Below are 22,484 nucleotides of genomic sequence, written 5' to 3'. Positions count from 1 at the left end.
GCCCACGTTCCGCCACGATTGGGGCGGCGTCATCGGCCGCCGACCATCTGTGCATAGTTGCGACCTGAGCATAGGGGTCGTTCAGCGACATTCGAGCAAAGAACTAGTTTTGCTCAAGCTTCTCGCCCTTCCGGACCAATAGGCGATCGACTCTCCGTTTCAACAGTGCTGTAGTACCCGGACTCATTACAGCGGACAGGTGTTGGCGTTCGAGTCTTCCTTACCCTCTGCCGTTTTTCAGATGCCATCTCGGGCGCATTCATCGCTTGTAACCCCGTTTCCTGTAACTACTCATCGCGAACGCATCGCTCCTCGCGGATCAGGCCTGCCGCCAGCCCGTCGGTCCAAATTATCCGCTGAGGCGGCCCACACGAGCACGTACCAATTTAAAGCGTGGCAGAGCGAGCGGTACAACTTCTGATGCATGAAGCGCCGCGCGGGCAACCACTTGATCCTGCGCTGCTCAGGCATTTGGGAATAAGCCCTGCGCAGACCCATTACCTGGTGAACGCTGGGTGGCTGCAGCGACTGTCAAAGGGCGCCTATCTGCTCCGAGGAGACGTGCTAACGACGGAGGGGATCCTCGCGTACCTGACCCGACATAATGCAGGTCTACACGTCGGCGGAAAGACGGCTTTCGATTGGCAAGGGGTACGCCACAACATCGCCTTCCGTCCGCGAATCACGCTATGGGGCGTTAAGGCGTATCGCTTCCCGCTGTGGGTCGAACTGCATATGCCCTATACGTATCAGACGACGCGGCTGTTCGATGATCAATTCTCGCTTTCGGAATGCCTGAAACCGCTGCCTTTGAAGAATCCTTCTGTTCTGGTTTCAATTCCCGAGCTTGCGCTTCTCGAACTCGCCAGTGACATTGGCAAGCGAGGCAAGAAGGGGCAATCGCTGGAGGAGGCGCAACATCTGGCTGACTCGATGCGTAACTTGCGCGCCGATCGCCTCAGCGAACTCCTACGGCACTGTACGCGAGTCAAGGTGGTCAAGCTTGTACGCGACCTGGGCGAGAGCGCCGGATATGAGTGGGGCCGCGACTTACAGGGAATTGTTGATCGTTTGAGTGTAGGCAGGCGCTGGTCGAGTCTGGGGGCGGACGGGCGAAGGCTCACCCTAAAGCCTTAAGTTTGTTTCCGACATTCGTGGCTATGTGTACGAATGCCAGGAAAGCGACCCAGAAGGAGACACACACGCCACGCCGATACGTCAGCCGGGAATAGCAAAACCGACCGTCAATTTCCGTTAAGCATCTGCGAGAGCGTTGCGCAGTCGGAGAGAATAAAGTCCAAGCCGGCAGACTCAACTGTTACTTATCCAGCGGGCCGTATCGAGGACAGCGCCCAGTCGCTTGCCCGTCCATAGTAGCTCTGACGCGTATTGGCTCATTGCAGCTCACATCGTGAAAGCGCGCGACAGACTTTATTCTCGCATGACAGACTTTATTGTTTCGGATCACCAGTCCGGTGAGCGTGCGGCCGTCTTTTATAAATTTACTTGACACCTAAACTATCGAAGCCTAAATTAAACCCGACTCTTCAGCCTGGAGCGCACTATGCGCATCGTTTGTATTGGTGGCGGCCCCGCGGGTCTGTACTTTGGCTTGCTGATGAAGAAGCAAAATCCCGCTAACGACGTGACGGTAGTGGAGCGAAACCGCCCCTACGACACCTTCGGCTGGGGCGTGGTGTTCTCCGACCAGACGCTTGGTAACCTGCGTCGTGCGGACGAAGCGAGTGCGGCAGCCATTCTCGATGCGTTCAATCATTGGGACGACATCGACATCCATATCAACGGCCGCACGCAGCGCTCGTCCGGACACGGTTTCTGTGGCATTGGCCGCAAGCGCCTGTTGAACATTCTCCAGGAGCGGGCGGAGGAACTTGGTGTCAAGCTGGTGTTTGAAACGCAAGTCACCAGCGACGAAACGTACGACGCCGACCTCATCATTGCGTGCGACGGCGCTAACAGCGTCGTACGCACAAAGTACGCGGCCACTTACAAACCTGACATCGATCTGCGTGATTGCCGCTTCGTCTGGCTTGGCACGGAGAAGCTGTTCGATGCCTTCACATTCGCGTTCGAGAAGACCGAGTTCGGCTGGTTCCAGGCGCATGCGTATCGTTTCGACGACCACATGTCCACGTTTATCGTAGAGGCGCCTGAGCGGGTCTGGCGTGCAGCCGGCCTCGATGAAATGAGCAAGGAAGACGGCATCGCATTTTGTGAGCGGCTCTTTGCCAAGTATCTCGACGGTCATGCGCTCAAGTCCAACGCGCAACATTTGCGCGGCTCCTCGCAGTGGATCCGCTTTCCGCGCATCGTGAACGAAACGTGGGTGCATAACCGCGCGAATAGCGATGGCAGCGTGACGCCTGTGGTGCTGATGGGCGATGCCGCGCACACCGCGCACTTCTCGATTGGCTCTGGCACCAAGCTCGCGCTCGAAGACGCGATCGAACTGACGAACAGCATCGCGGCGCATCCGGACGATTTGCCGGCTGCCCTCGATCACTACACGGACGTACGCAGCGTCGATGTCCTGCGCATCCAGAACGCCGCGCGCAACTCCACGGAGTGGTTTGAAAACGTGGATCGGTACGCGTCGTTCGAGCCTGAGCAATTTGCTTATTCGCTGCTCACGCGCTCGCAACGCATCTCCCATGAAAACCTGCGTTCACGCGACGCCGCGTATCTTGCCGAGTTTGAAAACTGGATTGCGCAGCGTTCTGGGCTGGCTATAGACAGCGGTGGCAAGCGCTCCGTACCGCCGATGTTTACACCGTTCACCGTACGAGGCGTCACGCTGAAGAACCGCGTGGTGGTGTCTCCCATGGCCCAGTACTCGGCTGTCGATGGCATCGCGGGTGACTACCACCTGATGCATCTCGGCGCCCGTGCCATGGGTGGTGCTGCGCTCGTGATGACCGAGATGACCTGCGTCTCTCCTGAAGGGCGCATCACGCCCGGATGCCCCGGTCTATGCAACGACACGCAACGCGACGCATGGCAACGCATTGTCGACTTCGTGCATCGTGAGAGCGATGCAAAGATTGGCATCCAGCTGGGTCACGCAGGCGCGAAGGCATCGACGCGCGTGAGTTGGGAGGGGATAGACAAGCCGCTTGAAGAAGGCAACTGGCCGATCGTATCGGCGTCGCGGCAGCAGTATTTGAAGGGCATCAGTCAATGGTCGCGCGCAGCCACTTCCGACGATCTGCGCGAGATCAAAGCGCAGTTCGTGCGCTCGACCGAGCTCGCCGCAGACATCGGTTTTGATTGGCTTGAGCTGCACTGCGCGCATGGTTATCTGCTGTCCGGTTTTCTCTCTCCGCTCACGAATCAACGCGACGATGAATACGGCGGTTCATCCGCGAACCGTCTGCGTTTTCCGATCGAAGTGTTCAATGCGATCCGCGCGGCGTGGCCCAAGGACAAGCCCATTTCGGTGCGCATTTCGGCGCACGATTGGGTGGATGGCGGCATCACGCCCGACGACGCCGTGCTGATCGCGCGAGCGTTCAAGGACGCAGGCGCGGACATGATCGACGTATCGTCGGGACAGGTCAGCAAGGAAGAGAAGCCGGTCTATGGCCGCATGTTCCAGACGCCCTTCTCGGATCGCGTTCGCAATGAAGCAGGCATTGCGACCATCGCGGTCGGGGCGATCTCGGAAGCCGACCACGTGAACAGCATCATTGCAGCGGGCCGGGCCGACCTCTGCGCGGTGGCGCGTCCGCATCTTGCCAATCCGTCATGGACGCTTGATCAAGCAGCGAAGCTCGGTTACGTCGATATCACCTGGCCGAAGCAATACTACGCCGCGAAGTCGCAGCTCGAGCGCGGCTATGAACGTGAGCGCGCGCAGCGTGCGGAGGGCGAAGCATGAACACGACAACGTATTCGCTCGACGGACAGCACGCAGTGGTCACAGGCGGCGGCAGTGGTATTGGCGCTGCGATAGCGCACGCGCTGGTGACAGCCGGCGCGCAGGTCACGTTGATGGGCCGGGATGCGGCGCGGCTCGCCTATCAGGCTGAAGTCCTGAGCGAAGCTGGGACCGTGCATGTGCAGAGCGTCGATGTCACGTCCGCTGAATCCGTCGCCGCGGCGTTCGCTGCTACACGCGAGCATGGTTTCATCGACATCCTCATTAATAACGCGGGCCAGGCCGAAGCCGCGCCGTTCGCGAAGACCGATCTGGCGCTGTGGAAACGCATGCTCGACGTGAATCTGACCGGCGTATTCCTCTGCACGCAAGAGGTGCTGCCAGGAATGTTTGAGCGCCGCAGCGGGCGCATTGTCAACGTAGCGAGCACCGCAGGACAGGTAGGTTACGCCTACGTAGCCGCGTATTGCGCGGCGAAGCATGGCGTCATTGGCATGACACGTTCGCTCGCGCTCGAAGTCGCGACGCGTGGCATCACGGTCAACGCGGTTTGCCCCGGTTACACCGAAACCGGACTGCTCGAACAGTCGATCGAAAAGATCGTTGCGCAGACCGGACGTAGCGAGGATGAGGCGCGCGAAGCACTGCTGCGATCCAATCCGCAACGTCGCTTCGTGACGCCGGACGAAGTTGCCAGTTCTGCGTTATGGCTCTGCTTGCCGGAGTCGCGATCAGTCACCGGCCAGACCATTTCTATTTCAGGTGGAGAAGTAATGTGAACAAGCCCGCTGCCCGCACGGTTAAACCCGCCGCGACTGAAAAGGCCAAGGCCGCCAGCAACGTTGTCGACCTCGAAATGAGCACAGGTGTCGATAGTCACATGGGACTGCGTCTATGGCTGCGCATGCTGACCACGACGAATCTTGTGCAAGCCGAGTTGCGCCGCCGCTTGCGTGCCGAATTCGACACCACGCTGCCGCGCTTTGACCTGATGGCGCAACTTGAGCGCCATCCCGACGGCCTGAAGATGAACGAGCTGTCACGCCGTTTGATGGTTACCGGCGGCAACGTAACGGGTCTCACGGACCAGTTGGAGAAGGAAGGGTTTGTCGTGCGCGATACCGATCCGAACGACCGCCGTTCGTTTGCCGTGCGGCTCACGGCGCATGGCCGCGAATCGTTCGATCGCATGGCGCGTGCGCATGAACAATGGGTCGTTGAATTGTTCGGCGGTTTGCCGCTGGCGGATAAAGCGCGCATGCACCAGAAGCTGGGCAAGCTCAAGCAACATTTGCGCGAGCGTACGGATTCGTGAAGCCTGACAAAGCACACAGATACGGAGACAGTCGATGAACGAGAACACTGCCGCGCTTTTTGCCGGTAACCGCACAACCCTTGGCGACTATCACGCAAAGCATTTTGGCTGGGCGGTGGAGCTGGGAGTTGGCACGATCACCCTTGACCGGCCCGAGCGCAAGAATCCGCTGACGTTCGAATCGTATGCGGAGTTGCGCGACCTGTTCCGCCAGCTCGCTTACGCCACCGATGTAAAGACCATTGTGATCCACGGCGCCGGAGGCAACTTTTGCTCGGGTGGCGACGTGCACGACATCATTGCGCCGCTCGTCGATCTGCCCATGCCCGAGTTGCTGATGTTCACGCGCATGACGGGAGACCTCGTGAAAGCGATGCGTCATTGCCCGCAGCCGATTATTGCTGCTGTCGATGGCATCTGCGCCGGCGCTGGAGCGATCATGGCGATGGCTTCGGATATGCGTTTAGGGACCGCGCGCAGCAAGCTCGCGTTTCTCTTTACCCGTGTGGGACTGGCGGGCTGCGACATGGGTGCGTGTGCGATCCTGCCGCGCATTATCGGTCAGGGAAGAGCGGCCGAACTGCTTTTCACCGGTCGCTCGGCGAGCGGCGATGAGGGTTTCGCGTGGGGCTTTTATAACCGGCTATGCGAACCCGACGACGTTCTGCGCGAAGCGCAATCGCTTGCCTCCGCCCTTGCATCGGGGCCGACCTTCGCGCATGGCATCACGAAGAAAATGCTCCATCAGGAGTGGAGCATGAGCATCGACGAGGCCATTGAATCCGAAGCGCAGGCGCAGGCAATCTGCATGGCGACCAACGATTTCGGCCGCGCGTATCGCGCATTCGCTGCGAAGACGCGGCCTGTGTTCGAGGGAGATTGAATTGGCCCATCCCCAAACACGATCCGACGCTTTCCACGATGCCCTCGCGTGGCCGTTCTTCGAAGCAAGGCATCGCGAACTCGGCGTGAGTATCGACACGTGGGCAGCGGAACACCTGGGCGACACGCACGCCAATCATGCGAACGTTGATGCGATGTGCCGCCGTCTCGTACGTGAACTCGGTGAGGCAGGGTGGCTGCGTTATGGCATAGGCGGCACGGCTTACGGTGGACACGGTGACACCATCGACACGCGCGCCGTTTGCCTGCTGCGCGAAACGCTTGCTCGTCACAGCGGCCTTGCGGACTTCGTGCTCGCGATGCAGGGACTCGGATCGGGCGCAATTTCTCTTGGCGGCAACGAAGCGCAAAAGCAGCGTTATCTGCCGCGCGTGGCAAGCGGCGAGGCAATCGCGGCATTCGCACTGACCGAACCCGACGCTGGATCGGATGTCGCGGCACTCGCTCTCAGCGCTCGTGAGGATGGCGAATCATACGTGCTCGATGGCGAGAAGACCTGGATCTCGAACGGCGGCATCGCGGACTTTTACGTGGTGTTCGCCCGCACCGGTGAGGCGGCGGGGGCGCGTGGCATCAGCGCGTTTATCGTCGATGCGGATACGCCGGGACTGCGTATTGCCGAGCGGCTCGACGTGATCGCGCCGCATCCGCTAGCGCGCCTTTCTTTCGAGAAAGCCCGCGTGCCGCGTACCGCTTTACTCGGCAATCGCGGCGAAGGTTTCAAGCTTGCGATGCGCACACTCGATATCTTCCGCACGTCGGTTGCGGCGGCATCGCTTGGTTTCGCGCGGCGGGCGATGAGCGAAGGGATCGAACGCGCGGCGTCGCGCAAGATGTTCGGTCAGACGCTGGGCGACTTCCAACTGACGCAGGCGAAACTCGCGCAAATGACGCTCACTATCGACAGCTCCGCGTTGCTTGTATATCGGGCGGCTTGGTTGCGCGATCAGGGCAAGTCCGTCACGCGCGAGGCCGCACTGGCGAAGTGGCATGCGAGCGAGGGCGCTCAGCAGGTTATCGACGCGGCCGTGCAATTGTGGGGCGGTAGCGGTGTGCAAAGCGGTGCGGTGGTGGAGCAATTGTATCGGGAGATTCGCGCGCTGCGCATCTATGAAGGCGCAACCGAAGTGCAGCAGTTGATCGTCGGACGAGATCTGCTCAAGGCTCATGCCGCGAGGAATGCATGACGGAATCATCGACCCATTTCGAGCGGCCGGTGCGCATTCGTTTCTCGCATTGCGATCCTGCCGGCATCGTGTTTTTTCCACAGTATCTCGTGATGACTAACGCGCTGGTAGAGGACTGGTTCAACGAAGCACTCGACATTGACTATGCCGCGATGATCAGCAAGCGCCGCGTCGGCTTGCCGATCGTGAAGCTCGATTGCACATTTTCAAAGCCGAGCCAGATGGGCGACACGCTGGTGTTAGCGCTAACACTTGAACGTATAGGCGCTCGTTCGGTTGGCATCGCAATTGACGCACAGTCGCATGGCGAAACGCGCTTTCTCGCGCGCCAGGTACTCGTGACAACGTCCCTTGAATCCGGGGTGTCGATCGATATCCCCAATGACATCCGCGCTGCGCTGACACGCTTCAACCCGGCAGCGCTTACCGAAGTAAAGGTCGACTTCAAGGAGACACGGTCGTGAAAAAAGCATTGCTCCCAGCCGGCTGGGTCAAGCCGCGCGGATATGCGAACGGCGTTGCCGCGCGCGGCACGCAGGTCTTCATAGCAGGACAGATTGGCTGGGACGCGCAATGCCAGTTCCAGAGCAGCGACTTCGCCGCGCAGGCGCATCAGGCGCTGGCCAACATAGTCGCGGTTCTCGAAGCTGCGGGTGGGCGCCCTGAACATCTCGTGCGCTTGACCTGGTACGTAACCGACAAGCGGGAATACCTCGCTGCGTTGAGGGACGTGGGCAGCGCGTTTCGAGAACTGATCGGCAACTACGACATTGCGATGAGCGCCGTGCAGGTGGCCGCGCTCATTGAAGACGAAGCCAAGGTGGAGATCGAAGCCACCGCCGTTATTCCGGATTAACAACCGCCGTATATCCCCGCCGCTTGTCTCGTCGCTTATTTTCGTTGTTCTCGGAGCTCACCATGGAACCTTCGGCTCACGTCGAAACGTTTTCTCGCGACAACCTGCCGCCGCCCGGCGAGTGGCCGCAGTTTCTGCTCGACAACCCTGACGTCTCCTATCCGGCACGCCTGAATTGCGCGGTCGAATTGCTCGACCGGATAATCGATGACCATCAGGAACGTGAGCAGGGAGCACGACCCGCGATCTGGTCGGACGTCGATGGTGTTCCGCATGCGACCACGTACAGCGAATTGCGCACGCGCGTGAACCAGGCAGCGCATGTACTGACGGGGGTGATGGGGCTGGTGCCGGGCAACCGCATTCTGCTGCGCGGGCCGAACACGTTGCACATGGCGATCGCTTGGCTTGCGTCCTTGAAGGCAGGTCTCGTCGTGGTGCCTACCATGCCGCTTCTGCGGGCAAAGGAGCTGAAGCAGATCATCGACAAGGCACAAGTTTCAGCTGCCCTATGCGACGCACGTCTGGTCGATGAACTCGCGCAATGCAGCGATCCCGCCAACGCGTACTTTTGTGAAAACCTGCTGCAAACAAGGCTCTTTCATGACGATGGCCCTGATTCCGTCGATACGATCGCCTTGCTTCAACCTGTCGACTACACGGCGGTGGACACCGCTGCCGACGACGTCTGCCTGATCGCATTTACCAGCGGCACAACGGGAATGCCGAAGGGTTGCATGCATTTTCATCGCGACGTACTAGCGATGTGCGACCTGTTTCCGCGCCATATCCTAAAGCCCACCGCCGACGATATATTCTGTGGCACGCCTCCCCTGGCGTTCACCTTCGGGCTGGGTGGCTTGCTGTGTTTTCCGTTGCGCGCAGGGGCATCGACGGTATTGATCGAGAAGTTGACGCCCGAGACGCTGCTGCAGGTGGTTGAGCGCTTTCGCGCAACGATCATGTTCACGGCGCCGACGTTCTACCGGCAAATGGCGGGGCTCGCGGCGCGTTTTGATTTGTCGGGCCTTCGAAAAAGTGTCTCGGCGGGCGAAGCGTTGCCGGATGCCACGCGCAAGCTCTGGCGGCAGGCCACGGGTTTGCAAATGATCGATGGCATTGGCAGCACTGAAATGATCCACATCTTTGTATCGAGCGCCGATGGACAGACGCGCGACCGCGCGATCGGGCGCGCTGTGCCGGGCTACGTGGTGCAGGCAGTGGACAAGAACATGCAGCCCGTTCCCGTTGGCGAGATCGGCATGCTCGCGGTTAAGGGGCCGACCGGTTGCCGCTATCTAAGCGACTCGCGGCAGCGTAGTTTCGTTCGCGACGGATGGAACCTGCCGGGCGATTCGGTTTGTATCGATGCCGATGGTTACGTCTTTTATCAGTCCCGTGCCGACGACATGATTATCTCGGCCGGCTATAACATTTCCGGCCCTGAAGTAGAAAGCGCGTTGCTGTTGCATGAAGCGGTAGCGGAGTGCGGGGTGGTTAGCGTGGCCGACGACGAGCGCGGCCAGATTGCCAAGGCGTACATTGTTCTTAGCGCAGGATTTGTACCGAGCGACGCGCTGGTGGTGCAGTTGCAAATTTTCGTGAAGGAACAGATCGCGCCGTACAAGTATCCGCGTGCGATTGAGTTTATAGAAGCTTTACCTCGCACCGAGACGGGCAAGCTGAAGCGGTTTGCGTTGCGGACATTAGCGGCGTCTTGAAGCACGGCGGGTTGCTTTTGTTTGGCACCCGCATCATTTTTGTAATCTGTTTTGTAATCGTTGTGTAAAAGGAGCTGCTTCTATCGCCTGCCGGGCGTCCGGCAGGCGGCGTTTTGTATTTGCTTTTGCGCATTCGACCTATAATCAGCTTCGATTTAAACGTGGCCTGTTCGAGTCAATATGGACCCGCCCATATCAGAATAAAAATCGGAGAGAGAAAGTCGATGCGTAGTCTTGTTTGCAAGATCATGATCGTGTTCGCCGTAGGGGGTTACGCCGTGCATGCGGCAGCTGCGGATTATCAACCGAGCACTACAGTCCTAACCGACGACATCGTCTATAACGTCAATGCCGATGGCAGCTTCATGCTGGACCAGACCCGGTCGATACGCATCGAGACGGGCGAGGGAGTCAAGAACTTCGGGCAGATACCCCAGAGGTATAGCAATGCACTGCAGTCCTTTGATGTTGTCGAGGCTTATACAACCACGCGAGACGGCAAGCGGATTGACGTCCCGCCGGACGCAATCCTGACGCAACAAAGCCCTGAAAGTGTTAATGCGCCAACGTTTGACGACGGCCGGGTAAAAACCATTGTGTTCCCCGGCGTCCAGGTCGGTGCGACAATCACGATGCACACCCGAAAAATCCAATTAAAACCGTTGTTCCCGGGGCAGTTCTCCATAACCGACACGTTTTGGGATAACAAGGTATTCAAGTCAGCCACGGTTACGGTTATCGCACCGGCTTCAATCAAGCTCTACACGGAGGCTATCGATATGCAAGGTGGGCTTGTTGCTGCAGACGACAACGGTAAGCAGAAGTTGCAGTGGTCAATTAAAGATACCCAGGCGCATCAGCCGGAACTGGGAGCGCCGAGTATTGTCGATCACAGTCCGCGTCTAACGGTTACTACCTTTCCAAACTACGAAGCGGTGGGGCAAGCGTATGTTGCCCGGGCAAACCAGCAAGCGGCTGTCACACCGGGAATACAGGCACTCGCGGACGAAGTGACCGAGGGAATGACTGATCGACGTGATCAGGCGAGTGCGATTTATCGATGGGTAAGCAATAACATTCGCTATGTCGCGATCTACCTCGGCTTTGGCGGCGTTGTCCCGCACAACGCTCAGGCAGTGCTTGATGCGCGTTATGGCGACTGCAAAGACCACACGACGCTTCTCGAAGCATTGCTCGCGGCGAAGGGGATCAAGAGCAGTGTCGTGCTGGTGAACGCCGATAATCGTTACTGGCTGCCGAAGGTTGCTGATCCGCTGGCCGTCTTCAATCATGCAATTACCTATATTCCCGAGTTCGATATTTATGTGGACTCGACTGCGGGTATGGCCAGGTTCGGCGTACTGCCTGCCACCGAAGACGGAAAATCCGCGTTGGTCACGGATAACGGCAGCGGTGCCGCCACGCTGGTGACCCTTCCGTTGAGGAGCCCGGCTACCGACCGTGTAAGCGTGCAATCAGCGGTCGTGTTTGACAGAGAGGGAACGGCCAGAGGCTCGAGCCGGATCGATACCGTGGGCGAATCCGACTGGATCGCCCGATCCGTTTTCGCCACATTACCTTCAGGGATGGAACCTGCGTTCGCCGAGCGCATGCTGACAATGACCGGCACAGACGGATCAGGCCGATACATTCATGGCGATCTTCGTAATCTTGAATATAACTTTGGATACGAGACGCGGTTCAAGCTTCCCGACTACGCTCAGTTCCCTGGGCCGGGCGCGATACGGGTGCCGCAGGGCTTGAACAGCTTTACGAATATTGCCACCACATTCGAATTAGTCGGGCCGAACCGGCGTAGATTCCCGCTGCTGTTCAGCGGTCGCCATATTAGTGAAACGACCACGATAAACCTGCCTGAGATAGTCACGGTATCCAGCCTTCCCAAGCCGGCGAATATTGCGTCGACGTTCGGAACCTACACGTCGAGCTATACCGCCTCGGGTCGCATTATTACCGTGACGCGCACGCTCGATATAACCATGCACAGCCCGTATGTCGAACCTGATCAGTGGGGTGAACTCAGGAAAATGGCGTTAGCTATCAAACACGATCTGGCGGCGCAGATAGTTTACTGATTGGGGCAAAGTCGACAGCGCGCCGTGGACGCAAACGGCGCTGCTAACCGAGGAAGGTAATTCGGCCAGTTGCGGTTGATATCAATGGGGCGCAGCAAGCGGCCCCATTTTCTTGCACGCATAGCGCAACGCGTCCTATTGGTATCTCGAACGGCCGCGGCGCATTCATTCATTGCCGCCCACACCTCTACATTAAAGCGTCCATTTATTTTTGATTTTTTGTTGACGACTTTTCGACTATTTTCGATCTACGATTAGTTATCGCGGTATTTCTCCGCAGTGGGGTACAAAACTACTACCTGACATTTTTATAAGAATGAGCCCTTTGTAAAGCATAAAGGGAACGCGGCATATGCACTCCAGAACTGCATTACCTGCAATCTATAAACTCGTCTACTAGCCGCAAACGCCGGTTTTCTTTCTCCTATACGGGCGCTGTTTAACGCCCGTTTTCAACACAATCAAGCGCCGAGCCCGTGAGAAGCCCGGCATAGGGGATTTCATTGCCCGCGCCTCTCGCCTTCACGCTAGATCACCATTCGGAGACCATCGATCATGTTAAAGAAATTCATCCAAGCCATATTTTCTGCCATTGTGCTGATCGCGATAATTACGCCAGCGTGTCAGGCGCAATACACCACTGACTGGATCGCGAACACCTATGGAACCAATTCCACTTATGTGGGTAATGGCGCTCGTTCCATGTGGGTAGCGCCCGAAGGAATTATTTATACGGCTTCCCTCTGGGACGAAAACGAAGGCGGCGTCGCCATATACGGCAACCGCCAAAACATGGGGTCCATCGGGATTCACAACGAGTTCCAGGGCAGCGCCATTACTGGCAATGCCACTTCGATCTTTGCGGCCTTGCAATATGACAGGAGTAAAGGCAGCGGCCGGGTAGGGCGATATAACCGGATCAGCAAAACCCGCGATCTCTCCATCCCCGTCAGCGCGACAACCACCCAGACGCGTGGAGACGTCATTACCGGACTCGCTACTTCCGGCTCGCTGCTCTATGCGAGCGACTTCCCTGGAAATCGCGTCCGAATCTTCACTACCGACGGCGTCTGGCAGAGTGATATCAATGTGACAGCTCCCGGGGCGCTCGCTGTGGATAGCGCCGGCAATGTTTGGGTCGCGCAGGAGAGTGCGGGCACGGTTGTCGAATTCAGTCCGGCCGGCGCGGCTTTGAACACGATCCAGATGGCAGCCACGTCCCGCCCGAGCGCGCTGTATTTCGATGCAACGGCTGGACAGCTTTTGGTCGGCGACGAGGGGCCGGACATGAACATCAAGATCTACCAGACCGCGGGCGTTTCAACTCAGCCAACGCAGCAGCCAACCCAGGTCGGCACGTTCGGCATTCAGGGCGGATATCTAGACACAACGACTGGCATCAAAGGGCAGGTGGGTGACAAGCGCTTCACCCGCGTTGCGGGCATTGGCAAGGATGCCGGCGGTACCCTGTATGTCCTCAATAACCCGTGGGGTGGAACCTGGGACCTCGGCCGCAACGGCACTACGGACATCCACGCCTATAGCAGCGCGGGCACCCTGCAATGGACGCTTCAGGCATTGAACTTTGAAGGCAACGGCGCACCGGACCCCGCGACGGACGGCGAGACCTTCTACGGAGGTTTCAACGTCTACACAGGCACCGCCGGCGGCACGTTCGTGGCGAACACAGTCGATCCGATCGACTACCCGTCCGATCCACGAATCAGCATCAGCGACACCCAGCGCGGCCAGCACTTCGCGCAAATTGCCACCGTCGGCGCAAACCGGATCCTCGTGGCAGCCGGCCAGAATCCGGGGATATTTTATTTCTTTCATTTCAACGCGGCCAATGGCTATATCGCCATACCTGACGGGTCGCTGCCTGGCACGGCGTTCAATGCAACGGCGCTGATCACGGGAGGATTCTGTCTCGATAGCAATGGAAACGTCTGGGCCGGCCCGGACCGGACGAACCGCATTTATTACTACCCGTTGAGTGGTTTTGATGCCACCGGCAAGCCAAGCTGGGGTGCGGGCATTGCGTACGCCACGCCGAGGACCGTCCTGCCGTTAACGCGGATCATCTACCTGCCGGAGAGCGACACCATGATCCTGGCGCAAGGCATAGTCGGCAGCACAGACTGGACGTCGATAGGAACGAGGGTCGAGGTGTATCACGGCTGGCTCGCAGGCAACCAGAGCTCGCCGAATCCGGTGATTAACCTCACCAGCGCCAATCCGAAATCGATCACGGCAGCCGGCAATTATCTGTTCGTCGGATACGTCAGCACCGTGCCCAACATCGACGCGTTCAATCTTGCCACAGGCAGTCTGGACACTACATTCACCAACAGCAGCCCCGCCACAGTGGACGTGGGCAATAACGTTGATTCGATATACGGCCTGCGCTCATACCTGACATCGACCGGTCAGTACGTGGTCACGAAGGACAACTATAACGAGTCGAGCATCATTGTTTATCGATGGACCCCGGGGTCGTAGCGGCTGCGTCAGACTAGATGCCGTGTTTGCTGACGAACGTCGATAGTGAGTTAGCCTTGCGAATTTGCCTGGCTCGCATTGCGGCACAAGAACCAGCGCCGCAGGGTTCTGGGCGCTTTCACGCCCTCCGCCACCTCGCGCCACCACCGCTGACCGCGGTGCGGCGCGGCCAGGTCCAGCCGTTCGCCCATACGCGGTGTCGCGAGCGGAATGCTATGCGCGCCGGCGAGCCCCGTCACGCGCTCGAACGGTTCCTGCCAGCGATGCATCGCCAGATCGAACGTGCCGTTGTGAACCGGCATCAGCCAGTGGCCGCGCAGATCGAGGTGGGCCTGCACGGTTTCATCGGGCTGCATGTGCACGTAGGGCCAATGGGCGTCGTAGGCTCCCGTTTCGAGCAGCGTTATATTGAATGGGCCGAGTCGCTCGCCAATCGTCTTGAAACCGTCGAAGTAACCGGTGTCGCCGCTGAAGAACACACGCAAATCGTCGTCGACGATAACCCACGAGGCCCACAAGGTACTGTTGCCATCGAACAGGCTGCGGCCGGAGAAATGCTGCGAAGGTGTTGCCGTGAACGTGAGACCGTCGATCTCCACACCCTGCCACCAGTCGAACTGACGAATCTTCGACGCGTCGATACCCCATTCGATCAGCCGGTCGCCCACACCCAGCGGCGTCAGAAACACACCCGTGCTATGGGCGAGTGCGAGCACCGTCTCGCGGTCCAGATGGTCGTAGTGGTCGTGGGACAGAATCACGCCACGCAGCGGCGGCAAATCAGCCAGCGCGATGGGCGGCGCATGAAAGCGTTTTGGACCAAACCGCTTGAACGGTGACGCGCGTTCGGCGAAGACCGGGTCGGTCAGCCAGAACTGACCGCGCAGCTTGAGCAGCATGGTTGAATGCCCGAGGCGATACAAACTGCGGTCAGGCGCCGCGTCAAGCTGTTCACGCGTGAGCGCGTCGACGGGCAGGGGGCTGGCGGGCACCGTGCCGCTCGGTTTCTTGAACAGTAAACTCCACACGATGCTCAGGGTCTTGCCGATTCCTTCCACGGGACGAGGCTTGACGTTACGGAAGCGCTCGCCGTCGTGCTGGACTGACGAGTCGAACGCTTCGCGGCCGCGTCGCGCTGCTGTGAGCCCCAAAGCGCGGCGGATAGAACCGGTGAACGATGTCATGTATGGCGTCCCAATTGGGAAAAGGGGAAAGCAAGGGAAAGCAAGGAAAGTAGACTGTGCAGTGTAGTTTATCGTAGAAAAAAGTAAACTGCCTGGTGTAAAATTTATTGATGAATGCCACTTCCACCCTGCTACGTCTGACCGATCGAAAACGCGCCGCCGTGATCGCTGCGGCTATTGAAGAATTCCTTGCGGCGGGTTTCGAGGCAACCAGCATGGATCGCATCGCGGCCCGCGCGGGGGTATCGAAGCGGACCGTCTACAACCATTTCCCCAGCAAGGAAGTGCTGTTCGCAGCCATCCTGCGGCAGTTATGGGATTCGAGTGACACGGGAGAGGCGCCCGCTTATTCCAACGCTCAGCCGTTGCGCGCGCAGTTGCTCCAGTTGCTGGTGAAAAAGCTGAGTCTTCTAAACAATGAGGCATTCCTGTCGCTCGCGCGCGTGGCGATCGCGGCCGGCATTCATTCGCCGGAACGTGCGCGGGACATGGTGGCTCGCATGGGTGAGCGCGAAGAAGACCTGACGGTATGGATCCGCGCAGCCACTGCCGATGGCCGGCTGAAGACATCGGACCCCGTGTTCGCCTCGCAGCAGTTGCAGGGTCTCGTCAAGGCGTTTGCTTTCTGGCCGCAGGTGACAATGGGGCAGCCTCCCCTTAACAAGCAAGCACAAAAGCAAGTAGCAGAATCCGCCGCCGATATGTTTCTCGCGCGCTATGCATGACGGATGCGCGACGAGCGTAACGCCTGCCGATTTCGTGAAGCCTGCTAGCCTGAGCGTGTCAGGACCGGGTCGATCGCTAGTGGCTAGGCGCGGAACAACGATACCTCGCGTTTAGCGATGTACCCTTCAGATACGATATATCTGCCTAGGTAATCGGCTTGTATGAATTCCCCGCAAGCATTCTCTTTTGCGGGGAGTAGTAAGGCACGCAAAACCGCAACGCCTTCAGTTCGTCACTTGTAGCCAGCGTTCTGTCTTAACGTAGCGTGGCAGCGCGAACGCAGGATGACGGGTTCACCGCTTCCCAGCTCACCCAGCCGACGCTGATTCATTCGTCGAAGACTGGGGATCGCGATCCGCGAGCGCCTCAAGCATGGAAGCCGATGGAACAAAGAACAGGCCGCCGGTGACCGCGCGGCTGTAATCGAGAAGCCGGTCGTAGTTGCCGGGAGGGCGCCCGACAAACATGTTTTCGAGCATCTGCTCGATGGGCTCCGGCGAACTGGCATAGCCGATAAAGTAGGTCCCAAACTCGCCCGCGCCTGGGCGGCCGAATGCCATGTTATGACGCAGGATTTTCACTTCCTGACCGTCCTTTTCGATCGTCGTCAGCGAACTGTGCGACGACGAGGGTTTGACGCCTTCCGCAAGCTCGACATCGGATAGCTTCTTGCGGCCGATAATGCGTTCCTGTGCCTCGACTGAGAGCGCGTCCCAGCCAACCATGTCATGCAGGTATTTCTGCACCATCACATAACTGCCGCCTGCAAATGCCGGATCCTGATCGCTGATCAGGGTGAAATCGACCGCCTCACGGCCGCTCGGGTTTTCCGTGCCGTCGACAAAACCCACCATGTCGCGCAGGTCGAAATAGCGAAAGCCATGGACTTCATCGACTACCGAGACCGCATCGCGTAATCGCTCCATCAACAGGGCAGCGAGTTCAAAGCAGAGATCCATATGGTCCGCGCGGATGTGCAGCAGGATATCGCCCGGTGTGCCAATTGCGCGGCGATTGCCCTCGCCAAACTCGCGGAACGCATGGAGGTTTGCGGGGCGCGGCGCGCCGAACAGCGTATCCCAACCGTCAGAGCCGAAACCGCAGACGCACGAGAGGTTGGCCGTAGGGGCACGCGTGCCGACCGCGCGAACCAGACCGGCGACGTCTTCGCATAACGCGCGCACCGTGCTTGCGCTTTCGGGGCCGGCTTTAAGCGTGGCGACCATAAAAATCGCGCTGCGGCTAATAGGATCGCAAACGGCTTGAGGATCTGGAATGTCGGTGGGCATCGGATGGATATTCTCGATTGGTCAGGGAGTTCGGAAATCGCGGGCGGGCGCTTTGCAGCGATGCCAAGACTCCGTTGCGGGATGTTTTGACAAGGTTAGTCAATTCTGGGAATCGGCGCGAGCCTGAAGGCAGATTTTCTATTTGGTGTTTGACGCCAATGCCCGCACGACATTGAACGGCAAGCGCGCGTATGCGTGCCGCCGATCGACTGCAACCATCCCGGAGCCCCACATCCGCATTTACCAATGCTGCCCTGACAAGCCCGTCAGCCCAGCAAGCCGCCGCCGTCGACGGGCAGAATTTGTCCCGTCGCGTAGCCGTTGGTCATGAGGTACACATAGGCCTTCGCAGCCTCCGCCGGCGACGCGGCGCGCGGCACTGGCAGGGACGCTACCATCGACTGCAGCATGGCCTCTGGCATCTGCTTCACATGGTCGGTGAGGACGAGGCCCGGGCAAACGGCGTTGACCCGCACCGGGCTGAGATCCATCGCCAGGCCGCGGGCCAGGTATTCGACCGCGCCTCCCATAGTGGTCGGCAACGGCGCGCCTTTCCTCGGCCGATGCGTGAGCATGCCGCTCGTCAACGTGATCGAGCCATCCTGAGCGATCGTTCGGCAGCCGTGCTTGACGGCCGCTAACACGCCCCAGAAGCGTACCGCCATGAGCTCCCGCGCCTGCGTGAGGTCGAGGTCCCGGATTGAAACGAGCATCGATCCGCTCCAGTCACCTGCCGTGATCGCCAGATGATCGAATGCGCCGAGTGCTTCGAAGAAGCCGGCCACGCTGGCTTCGTCACGCAGATCAACTGTCCGGCCCGTCGCGCCCGGCAGGCGCTCAACCGCCGCATTGACGTTCGCTGCGGTGCTCGAAGCAATGACCACCGCGGCGCCCTGAGCGCGCGCGAGTTCGGCAACGGCGAAGCCGATTCCCGACGCGCCGCCAATGACAACCACGCGTTTTCCATCGAGTGACAGTGCTGTGCCGGTCATCCTGATTCTCCTGTGCAGTTAAGGTCTTTGTTGCGAATGCGTGGAGGCCTTTGCCTCCACGCTAATCCTTGGCTGCGTTCCTTCGCCGAACGTCAGGGATGCGCGAAGTAGCCGGGCTGATCGATGTCGGTGAGAAGGTCCGGACCGGTTGGCGCCCAGTCCAGGATGGCGCGCGTCCGCACACTTGATGTCGGCAGGTCGGCGCCGACGAACCTGCCGAACCATCCGAAATGCGCCGCCGCCTCGTCGGGCGACTTCGCGGCCACGGGGATGCCAAGCCGGCGGCCGATCACCTCGGCAATCGCCTTGAACGGCACACCTTCCTCGGCGATCGCGTGATAGGGACCATCGATGCCGCCGCGCTCCAGCGCGAGCCGGAAGACGCGGGCAGCATCGAAGCGATGCACGGCGGGCCAGCGGTTAAGGCCGTCGCCCACATACGCCGACACGCCTTTCTCACGGGCGATGCGGATAAGGATGGGGACAAAGCCGTGATCGCCTTCACCGTGGACGGATGGCGGCAGCCGCACGGCGGTCGCACGCACGCCGCGGGCAGCGACGGTCGCCGCGGCAGTCTCGGACCCGCGAGGAAAGTCGCCGGACGGCGCGGGAGGATGATCCGCCTCGGTCGCTGTCAGGCCGTTTCGCAGGAACGCCGTGCCGGACGTGACGAGCAACGGCCGTTCGCTGCCTTCGAGCACGCTGCCGAGGACTTCGATCGCTTGCCTATCCTCCGCGGCGCTAGCCGCAAACCGGGAGAAATCGTGATTGAAGGCGGTATGGATGACACCGTCGGCGCTTGCTGCTCCGCGACGCAGGCTGTCGAAGTCGGTAAGCGACCCATGGACCGCCTCGGCGCCGGCCGAGACGAGCGCGGCCGCGCCTTCCTCCGAACGGGTGAAGCCCACGACTTGATGGCCGTTCGCGAGCAATTCGCGGACGACAGCAGAACCAACGAAGCCGGTGGCTCCCGTGACAAAGACGCGCATGTGGTGCTCTCCCAAGTGATCGAGGAAGCAATGTACGAGCTAAAATCATCCTGTTAAAGTAGTGACGTTATCCAGGTATACCTCTTAACAGGTTGCACATGCCCCACGCGAACGAGAACGAGACTGCGAACGACAATCGGCTGGGTAGCTATCTGAAGAACAGGCGGACGAAGCTCGATCCCGCGACCTTCGGTTTTTCCGGTAGCCGGCGGCGAACAGCGGGATTACGCCGGGAGGAGGTGGCGCAGCGCGCCAATATCAGCGCGGCTTGGTACACGTGGCTGGAGCAGGGGCGCGGCGGCAATCCGTCCGCAGACGTGCTGGACCGTATCGCGAGCGCACTGATGCTGACTGAAGTCGAGCGCGAACACGTATTCCTGCTTGGTCTGGGTCATCCGCCCGAAGTCCACTATCGCGGCAGTGATGTGATTACGCCGCGGCTGCAACGCCTGCTCGAGGCACTGCCCTATAGCCCGGCAATCGTCAGGACAGCGACATGGGATGTGGTTGCCTGGAATCGCGCAGCCGCGACCGTGCTCACCGACTACGGCTCCCTGCCGCCCGAACAACGCAACATCCTGCGCATGATTTTCAGCGATGCCCGCGTCCGTGCTGCGCAGTTCGATTGGGAAAGCGTAGCCCGTTTCGTGGTGAGCGCATTTCGGATCGATGCCGCGCGAGCAGGCGCTGACGCCGAGGTCGCGCCGCTCGTCGACGAACTGTGCCGGTCGAGTCCCGAGTTCGCCGCCATGTGGCGGGACAATGAGGTGCAGACCTATGGCGAAGGCGTCAAGCATCTGCGCCACCCCGTGCTCGGACCGATCTCGCTGGAATACTCCTCGTTCGCGGTCGACGGGCGGCCGGATCTTCAGATGATTGTCTACAACCCGGCGACACCGGCCGATCAGGCGCTGATCCGGTCTTTGATCGTGGGAACGCCGGCGACCGCTGCGCCGTGAACCGGTAGCGTGCGCTATCGCTGGGCCTGCGCCGCGTGTCCTACCGTTTGGGCCCTTTCATGATTTCCGATTCCATCGCGGCATTCCATTCCTCGCTCGCCTCGGTGGCATCCATCTCATCTTCAACGGAACCCATTGCGCGCTCGGCGGCCCCTTTCTCGTCTGCCGAGGCGTCGAATTCGTCAGATTCGTCGAATTCGTCGTTTTCGTCACCCGGGGGTTGCAGCATGTCCTTGAGCATCGCGCTTAGCTCCGACGTGTCCCAAGGCTGGCCGCGTTGCGTCTGCGATTTAATGTAATGCCTTACTTCCGCGTCCTGCTCCGGAGTGAGGGGCAACTTACGAAAGGTGGTATCAGGGTCAAGGTCTGTCATGGCTTTCTCCGGGGCGCGGCTTGCTCTTCAGTGTAGCCCCGTTGCGGATCCGCGATGGTCTGAAAGGGGGACGCAACGCGCCGGACTGTAGCTTTCAATGACGGGCGCGTCGTGTCGAATTTTGCGATGACAGGCACAATACGCGGCGATGTCGCCAAACTGCGCCGTGTTCGATAGCCGAACGGCCGCTACCGCATCACCGAATTCGCCTCTTCGATGCCTTCATGAACCACACTATCCTCGACCGCTCTGTCCCTCCCGCCCGCGCAACAAACTCGCCGCGCTTCCTGCTGTTCCTGATCTGCCTGTTCGCCTCCGCCGGTCAGCTTGCGATCGACATCTACGTGCCCGCGCTACCTGCGATGGCGCGCTTCTTCGCGACTTCGCCGCAGGCAATCCAGTCGAGCGTATCCGGCTACATGGTGGCCTACGCGCTAGGCCAACTCGTCCTCGGGCCTGTCGCCGATGCATACGGGCGCAAGCCCGTGCTGGCTTTCGGCCTCGTCATTTTCACGATCGGATGCCTGCTGTCGCTCGCCGCGCCGAATCTCGAGATGTTCCTCCTCGCCCGCTGTCTGCAGGGCTTCGGCATCGCCGCCACGAACCTGCTCGCGAAGGCGATCATCACCGACTCGTTCTCCGGGCAGACGTTGGTCCATGCGTTCACGTACATGGCCATTGCGTGGGGGCTTGCGCCGATCGTGGCGCCGGTGATCGGTGCCCACTTGCAGACGTGGTTTGGCTGGCAGGCCTGCCTCGTTTTCCTGCTCGTCTATTCGCTTGTGATGTGGGCGATGATCTGGCGTTATCGTGAAACGTTGCAGCGCCCGGTGCGCCTGGAGCCGCGCACGCTGATGACAAACGCGGGCAAGGTGCTGTCGAGCCCGGTGTTCCAGAGCTGCTTTCTCGCTCAGGGCCTGTGCTACAGCATCTTGCTCGTATTCAACATCGTCGGGCCGTTCATGGTGCAGAACACGCTGCACAAACCGCCGACCTTTTTCGGTTACCTCGCGCTCGGCATCGGGATGATGTATTTCCTCGGCGGCCTGTCGAACCGTTTGCACGGCCCGCGTCTGCCGACCGCGGAACAGCGGCTTTACTTCGGTGCGCGCTTGATGGCGGCCACGTCGATTGCGATGTTGTTGCTTGCGCTGACGGTCGGGCTGCGCGTATGGACGCTCGCGACACCCGTGCTCGTGATGGGATTCTGCGCAGGCGCGATGTATCCGACGTTGATGGCCAAGGGCAACTCTCTGTTCCCGCACATAGCGGGTCTGACAAGCGCGATCCTCGGCTGTGCGCTGCTGCTCGTGTCGTCGGCGATGATGGGATTCGCCGGGTTCTTGTCGGTGCAGGTCCTGACGCCGCTCGCGGTGTTCTTCGTGATCCTCGCGTTCGGCGTCGTCTGGATGGTGACAAAATTGCTGCGACATCTGGAGCAACAGCAGCCCGACGCAACCGTGTGCCGCAACGGTAAGGTGGCGTAGCGAGTAG

General features: G+C 59.8%; 19 protein-coding genes. 14 read left to right on the top strand and 5 right to left on the bottom strand.

Going from position 1 to position 22,484, the window contains the following annotated elements:
• Positions 1–420: 420 nt before the first annotated feature.
• The 11 genes from GSQ93_RS29825 (at position 421) to GSQ93_RS29775 (ending at position 14,478) form a co-directional block, all read left to right on the top strand.
• Entirely contained in the window at positions 421–1,137 is a 717-nt protein-coding gene (locus tag GSQ93_RS29825) for a type IV toxin-antitoxin system AbiEi family antitoxin domain-containing protein (RefSeq protein ID WP_254074129.1), read from the top strand.
• Between the two features lie 427 nt (positions 1,138–1,564).
• Complete coding sequence (locus GSQ93_RS29820) at positions 1,565–3,898, top strand: bifunctional salicylyl-CoA 5-hydroxylase/oxidoreductase (protein ID WP_158939333.1); 2,334 nt, start codon at positions 1,565–1,567, stop codon at positions 3,896–3,898.
• On the top strand, positions 3,895–4,677 hold the full coding sequence (locus GSQ93_RS29815; protein WP_158939331.1) for an SDR family NAD(P)-dependent oxidoreductase: 783 nt from the start codon (positions 3,895–3,897) through the stop codon (positions 4,675–4,677). Before GSQ93_RS29820 ends, GSQ93_RS29815 begins: the two co-directional genes overlap by 4 nt.
• The gene (locus GSQ93_RS29810; RefSeq protein WP_254074128.1) at positions 4,674–5,213 is read left to right on the top strand and encodes a MarR family winged helix-turn-helix transcriptional regulator; all 540 of its coding nucleotides are present in this window, start codon (positions 4,674–4,676) and stop codon (positions 5,211–5,213) included. The genes GSQ93_RS29815 and GSQ93_RS29810 overlap by 4 nt, the downstream gene beginning before the upstream one ends.
• A gap of 34 nt (positions 5,214–5,247) precedes the next feature.
• Positions 5,248–6,096 carry an enoyl-CoA hydratase family protein gene (locus GSQ93_RS29805; protein WP_158939327.1) on the top strand — a complete coding sequence of 283 codons (849 nt, stop codon included), beginning with the start codon at positions 5,248–5,250 and terminating at the stop codon, positions 6,094–6,096.
• A gap of 1 nt (position 6,097) precedes the next feature.
• Positions 6,098–7,303 carry an acyl-CoA dehydrogenase family protein gene (locus tag GSQ93_RS29800; protein ID WP_158939326.1) on the top strand — a complete coding sequence of 402 codons (1,206 nt, stop codon included), beginning with the start codon at positions 6,098–6,100 and terminating at the stop codon, positions 7,301–7,303.
• On the top strand, positions 7,300–7,767 hold the full coding sequence (locus GSQ93_RS29795; protein ID WP_158939324.1) for a thioesterase family protein: 468 nt from the start codon (positions 7,300–7,302) through the stop codon (positions 7,765–7,767). The genes GSQ93_RS29800 and GSQ93_RS29795 overlap by 4 nt, the downstream gene beginning before the upstream one ends.
• Positions 7,764–8,159: a RidA family protein gene (locus GSQ93_RS29790; RefSeq protein WP_158939322.1), complete on the top strand. Its 396-nt coding sequence runs from the start codon at positions 7,764–7,766 to the stop codon at positions 8,157–8,159. The genes GSQ93_RS29795 and GSQ93_RS29790 overlap by 4 nt, the downstream gene beginning before the upstream one ends.
• Positions 8,160–8,221: 62 nt before the next feature.
• Entirely contained in the window at positions 8,222–9,880 is a 1,659-nt protein-coding gene (locus GSQ93_RS29785) for an AMP-binding protein (protein WP_158939320.1), read from the top strand.
• A gap of 248 nt (positions 9,881–10,128) precedes the next feature.
• The gene (locus GSQ93_RS29780) at positions 10,129–11,976 is read left to right on the top strand and encodes a DUF3857 and transglutaminase domain-containing protein (protein ID WP_158939318.1); all 1,848 of its coding nucleotides are present in this window, start codon (positions 10,129–10,131) and stop codon (positions 11,974–11,976) included.
• A gap of 555 nt (positions 11,977–12,531) precedes the next feature.
• Positions 12,532–14,478 (top strand): SMP-30/gluconolactonase/LRE family protein, encoded by a 1,947-nt coding sequence (locus GSQ93_RS29775; protein ID WP_158939316.1) that lies wholly within the window; start codon positions 12,532–12,534, stop codon positions 14,476–14,478.
• A gap of 50 nt (positions 14,479–14,528) precedes the next feature.
• Here the strand turns inward: GSQ93_RS29775 and GSQ93_RS29770 are convergent, their stop codons facing one another.
• Positions 14,529–15,662, bottom strand: a complete 1,134-nt coding sequence (locus tag GSQ93_RS29770; RefSeq protein ID WP_158939314.1) for an MBL fold metallo-hydrolase — start codon at positions 15,660–15,662, stop codon at positions 14,529–14,531.
• Between the two features lie 110 nt (positions 15,663–15,772).
• Between GSQ93_RS29770 and GSQ93_RS29765 the strand changes: the two genes are divergently transcribed.
• On the top strand, positions 15,773–16,387 hold the full coding sequence (locus tag GSQ93_RS29765; protein WP_158939312.1) for a TetR/AcrR family transcriptional regulator: 615 nt from the start codon (positions 15,773–15,775) through the stop codon (positions 16,385–16,387).
• Between the two features lie 309 nt (positions 16,388–16,696).
• Here GSQ93_RS29765 and GSQ93_RS29760 read toward each other — a convergent pair whose 3' ends face one another.
• From GSQ93_RS29760 to GSQ93_RS29750, 3 genes are all read right to left on the bottom strand, one after another.
• The gene (locus tag GSQ93_RS29760) at positions 16,697–17,677 is read right to left on the bottom strand and encodes a Dyp-type peroxidase (RefSeq protein WP_158939310.1); all 981 of its coding nucleotides are present in this window, start codon (positions 17,675–17,677) and stop codon (positions 16,697–16,699) included.
• Between the two features lie 266 nt (positions 17,678–17,943).
• The gene (locus tag GSQ93_RS29755) at positions 17,944–18,669 is read right to left on the bottom strand and encodes an SDR family oxidoreductase (protein ID WP_216857699.1); all 726 of its coding nucleotides are present in this window, start codon (positions 18,667–18,669) and stop codon (positions 17,944–17,946) included.
• 92 nt (positions 18,670–18,761) lie between these two features.
• The gene (locus GSQ93_RS29750) at positions 18,762–19,658 is read right to left on the bottom strand and encodes an SDR family oxidoreductase (protein ID WP_158939309.1); all 897 of its coding nucleotides are present in this window, start codon (positions 19,656–19,658) and stop codon (positions 18,762–18,764) included.
• A gap of 98 nt (positions 19,659–19,756) precedes the next feature.
• Here GSQ93_RS29750 and GSQ93_RS29745 point away from each other — a divergent pair, with 98 nt between their 5' ends.
• Positions 19,757–20,617, top strand: a complete 861-nt coding sequence (locus GSQ93_RS29745; RefSeq protein ID WP_158939307.1) for a helix-turn-helix transcriptional regulator — start codon at positions 19,757–19,759, stop codon at positions 20,615–20,617.
• Positions 20,618–20,657: 40 nt separating this feature from the next.
• On the opposite strand, the gene GSQ93_RS29740 is transcribed toward GSQ93_RS29745, so the two are convergent.
• A complete protein-coding gene (locus tag GSQ93_RS29740; protein WP_158939306.1) occupies positions 20,658–20,990 on the bottom strand; it encodes a hypothetical protein in 333 nt (110 codons plus the stop codon).
• Between the two features lie 224 nt (positions 20,991–21,214).
• Between GSQ93_RS29740 and GSQ93_RS29735 the strand changes: the two genes are divergently transcribed.
• Entirely contained in the window at positions 21,215–22,477 is a 1,263-nt protein-coding gene (locus GSQ93_RS29735) for a multidrug effflux MFS transporter (protein ID WP_158939305.1), read from the top strand.
• Positions 22,478–22,484: the final 7 nt, after the last annotated feature.

The organism is Burkholderia sp. S171 (genome assembly GCF_009766085.1).
GTDB lineage: Bacteria > Pseudomonadota > Gammaproteobacteria > Burkholderiales > Burkholderiaceae > Caballeronia.
The sequence above is the reverse complement of the archived record's forward strand: the minus strand, read 5'-3'. Positions and strand labels throughout refer to the sequence as shown.

Coding starts and splice junctions, on each gene's coding strand:
- GSQ93_RS29825 (WP_254074129.1), top strand. CDS start 421: ATGCATGAAGCGCCGCGCGGGCAACCACTTGATCCTGCGCTGCTCAGG.
- GSQ93_RS29820 (WP_158939333.1), top strand. CDS start 1,565: ATGCGCATCGTTTGTATTGGTGGCGGCCCCGCGGGTCTGTACTTTGGC.
- GSQ93_RS29815 (WP_158939331.1), top strand. CDS start 3,895: ATGAACACGACAACGTATTCGCTCGACGGACAGCACGCAGTGGTCACA.
- GSQ93_RS29805 (WP_158939327.1), top strand. CDS start 5,248: ATGAACGAGAACACTGCCGCGCTTTTTGCCGGTAACCGCACAACCCTT.
- GSQ93_RS29795 (WP_158939324.1), top strand. CDS start 7,300: ATGACGGAATCATCGACCCATTTCGAGCGGCCGGTGCGCATTCGTTTC.
- GSQ93_RS29785 (WP_158939320.1), top strand. CDS start 8,222: ATGGAACCTTCGGCTCACGTCGAAACGTTTTCTCGCGACAACCTGCCG.
- GSQ93_RS29780 (WP_158939318.1), top strand. CDS start 10,129: ATGATCGTGTTCGCCGTAGGGGGTTACGCCGTGCATGCGGCAGCTGCG.
- GSQ93_RS29775 (WP_158939316.1), top strand. CDS start 12,532: ATGTTAAAGAAATTCATCCAAGCCATATTTTCTGCCATTGTGCTGATC.
- GSQ93_RS29770 (WP_158939314.1), bottom strand. CDS start 15,662: ATGACATCGTTCACCGGTTCTATCCGCCGCGCTTTGGGGCTCACAGCA.
- GSQ93_RS29765 (WP_158939312.1), top strand. CDS start 15,773: ATGAATGCCACTTCCACCCTGCTACGTCTGACCGATCGAAAACGCGCC.
- GSQ93_RS29760 (WP_158939310.1), bottom strand. CDS start 17,677: ATGCCCACCGACATTCCAGATCCTCAAGCCGTTTGCGATCCTATTAGC.
- GSQ93_RS29755 (WP_216857699.1), bottom strand. CDS start 18,669: ATGACCGGCACAGCACTGTCACTCGATGGAAAACGCGTGGTTGTCATT.
- GSQ93_RS29750 (WP_158939309.1), bottom strand. CDS start 19,658: ATGCGCGTCTTTGTCACGGGAGCCACCGGCTTCGTTGGTTCTGCTGTC.
- GSQ93_RS29745 (WP_158939307.1), top strand. CDS start 19,757: ATGCCCCACGCGAACGAGAACGAGACTGCGAACGACAATCGGCTGGGT.
- GSQ93_RS29740 (WP_158939306.1), bottom strand. CDS start 20,990: ATGACAGACCTTGACCCTGATACCACCTTTCGTAAGTTGCCCCTCACT.
- GSQ93_RS29735 (WP_158939305.1), top strand. CDS start 21,215: ATGAACCACACTATCCTCGACCGCTCTGTCCCTCCCGCCCGCGCAACA.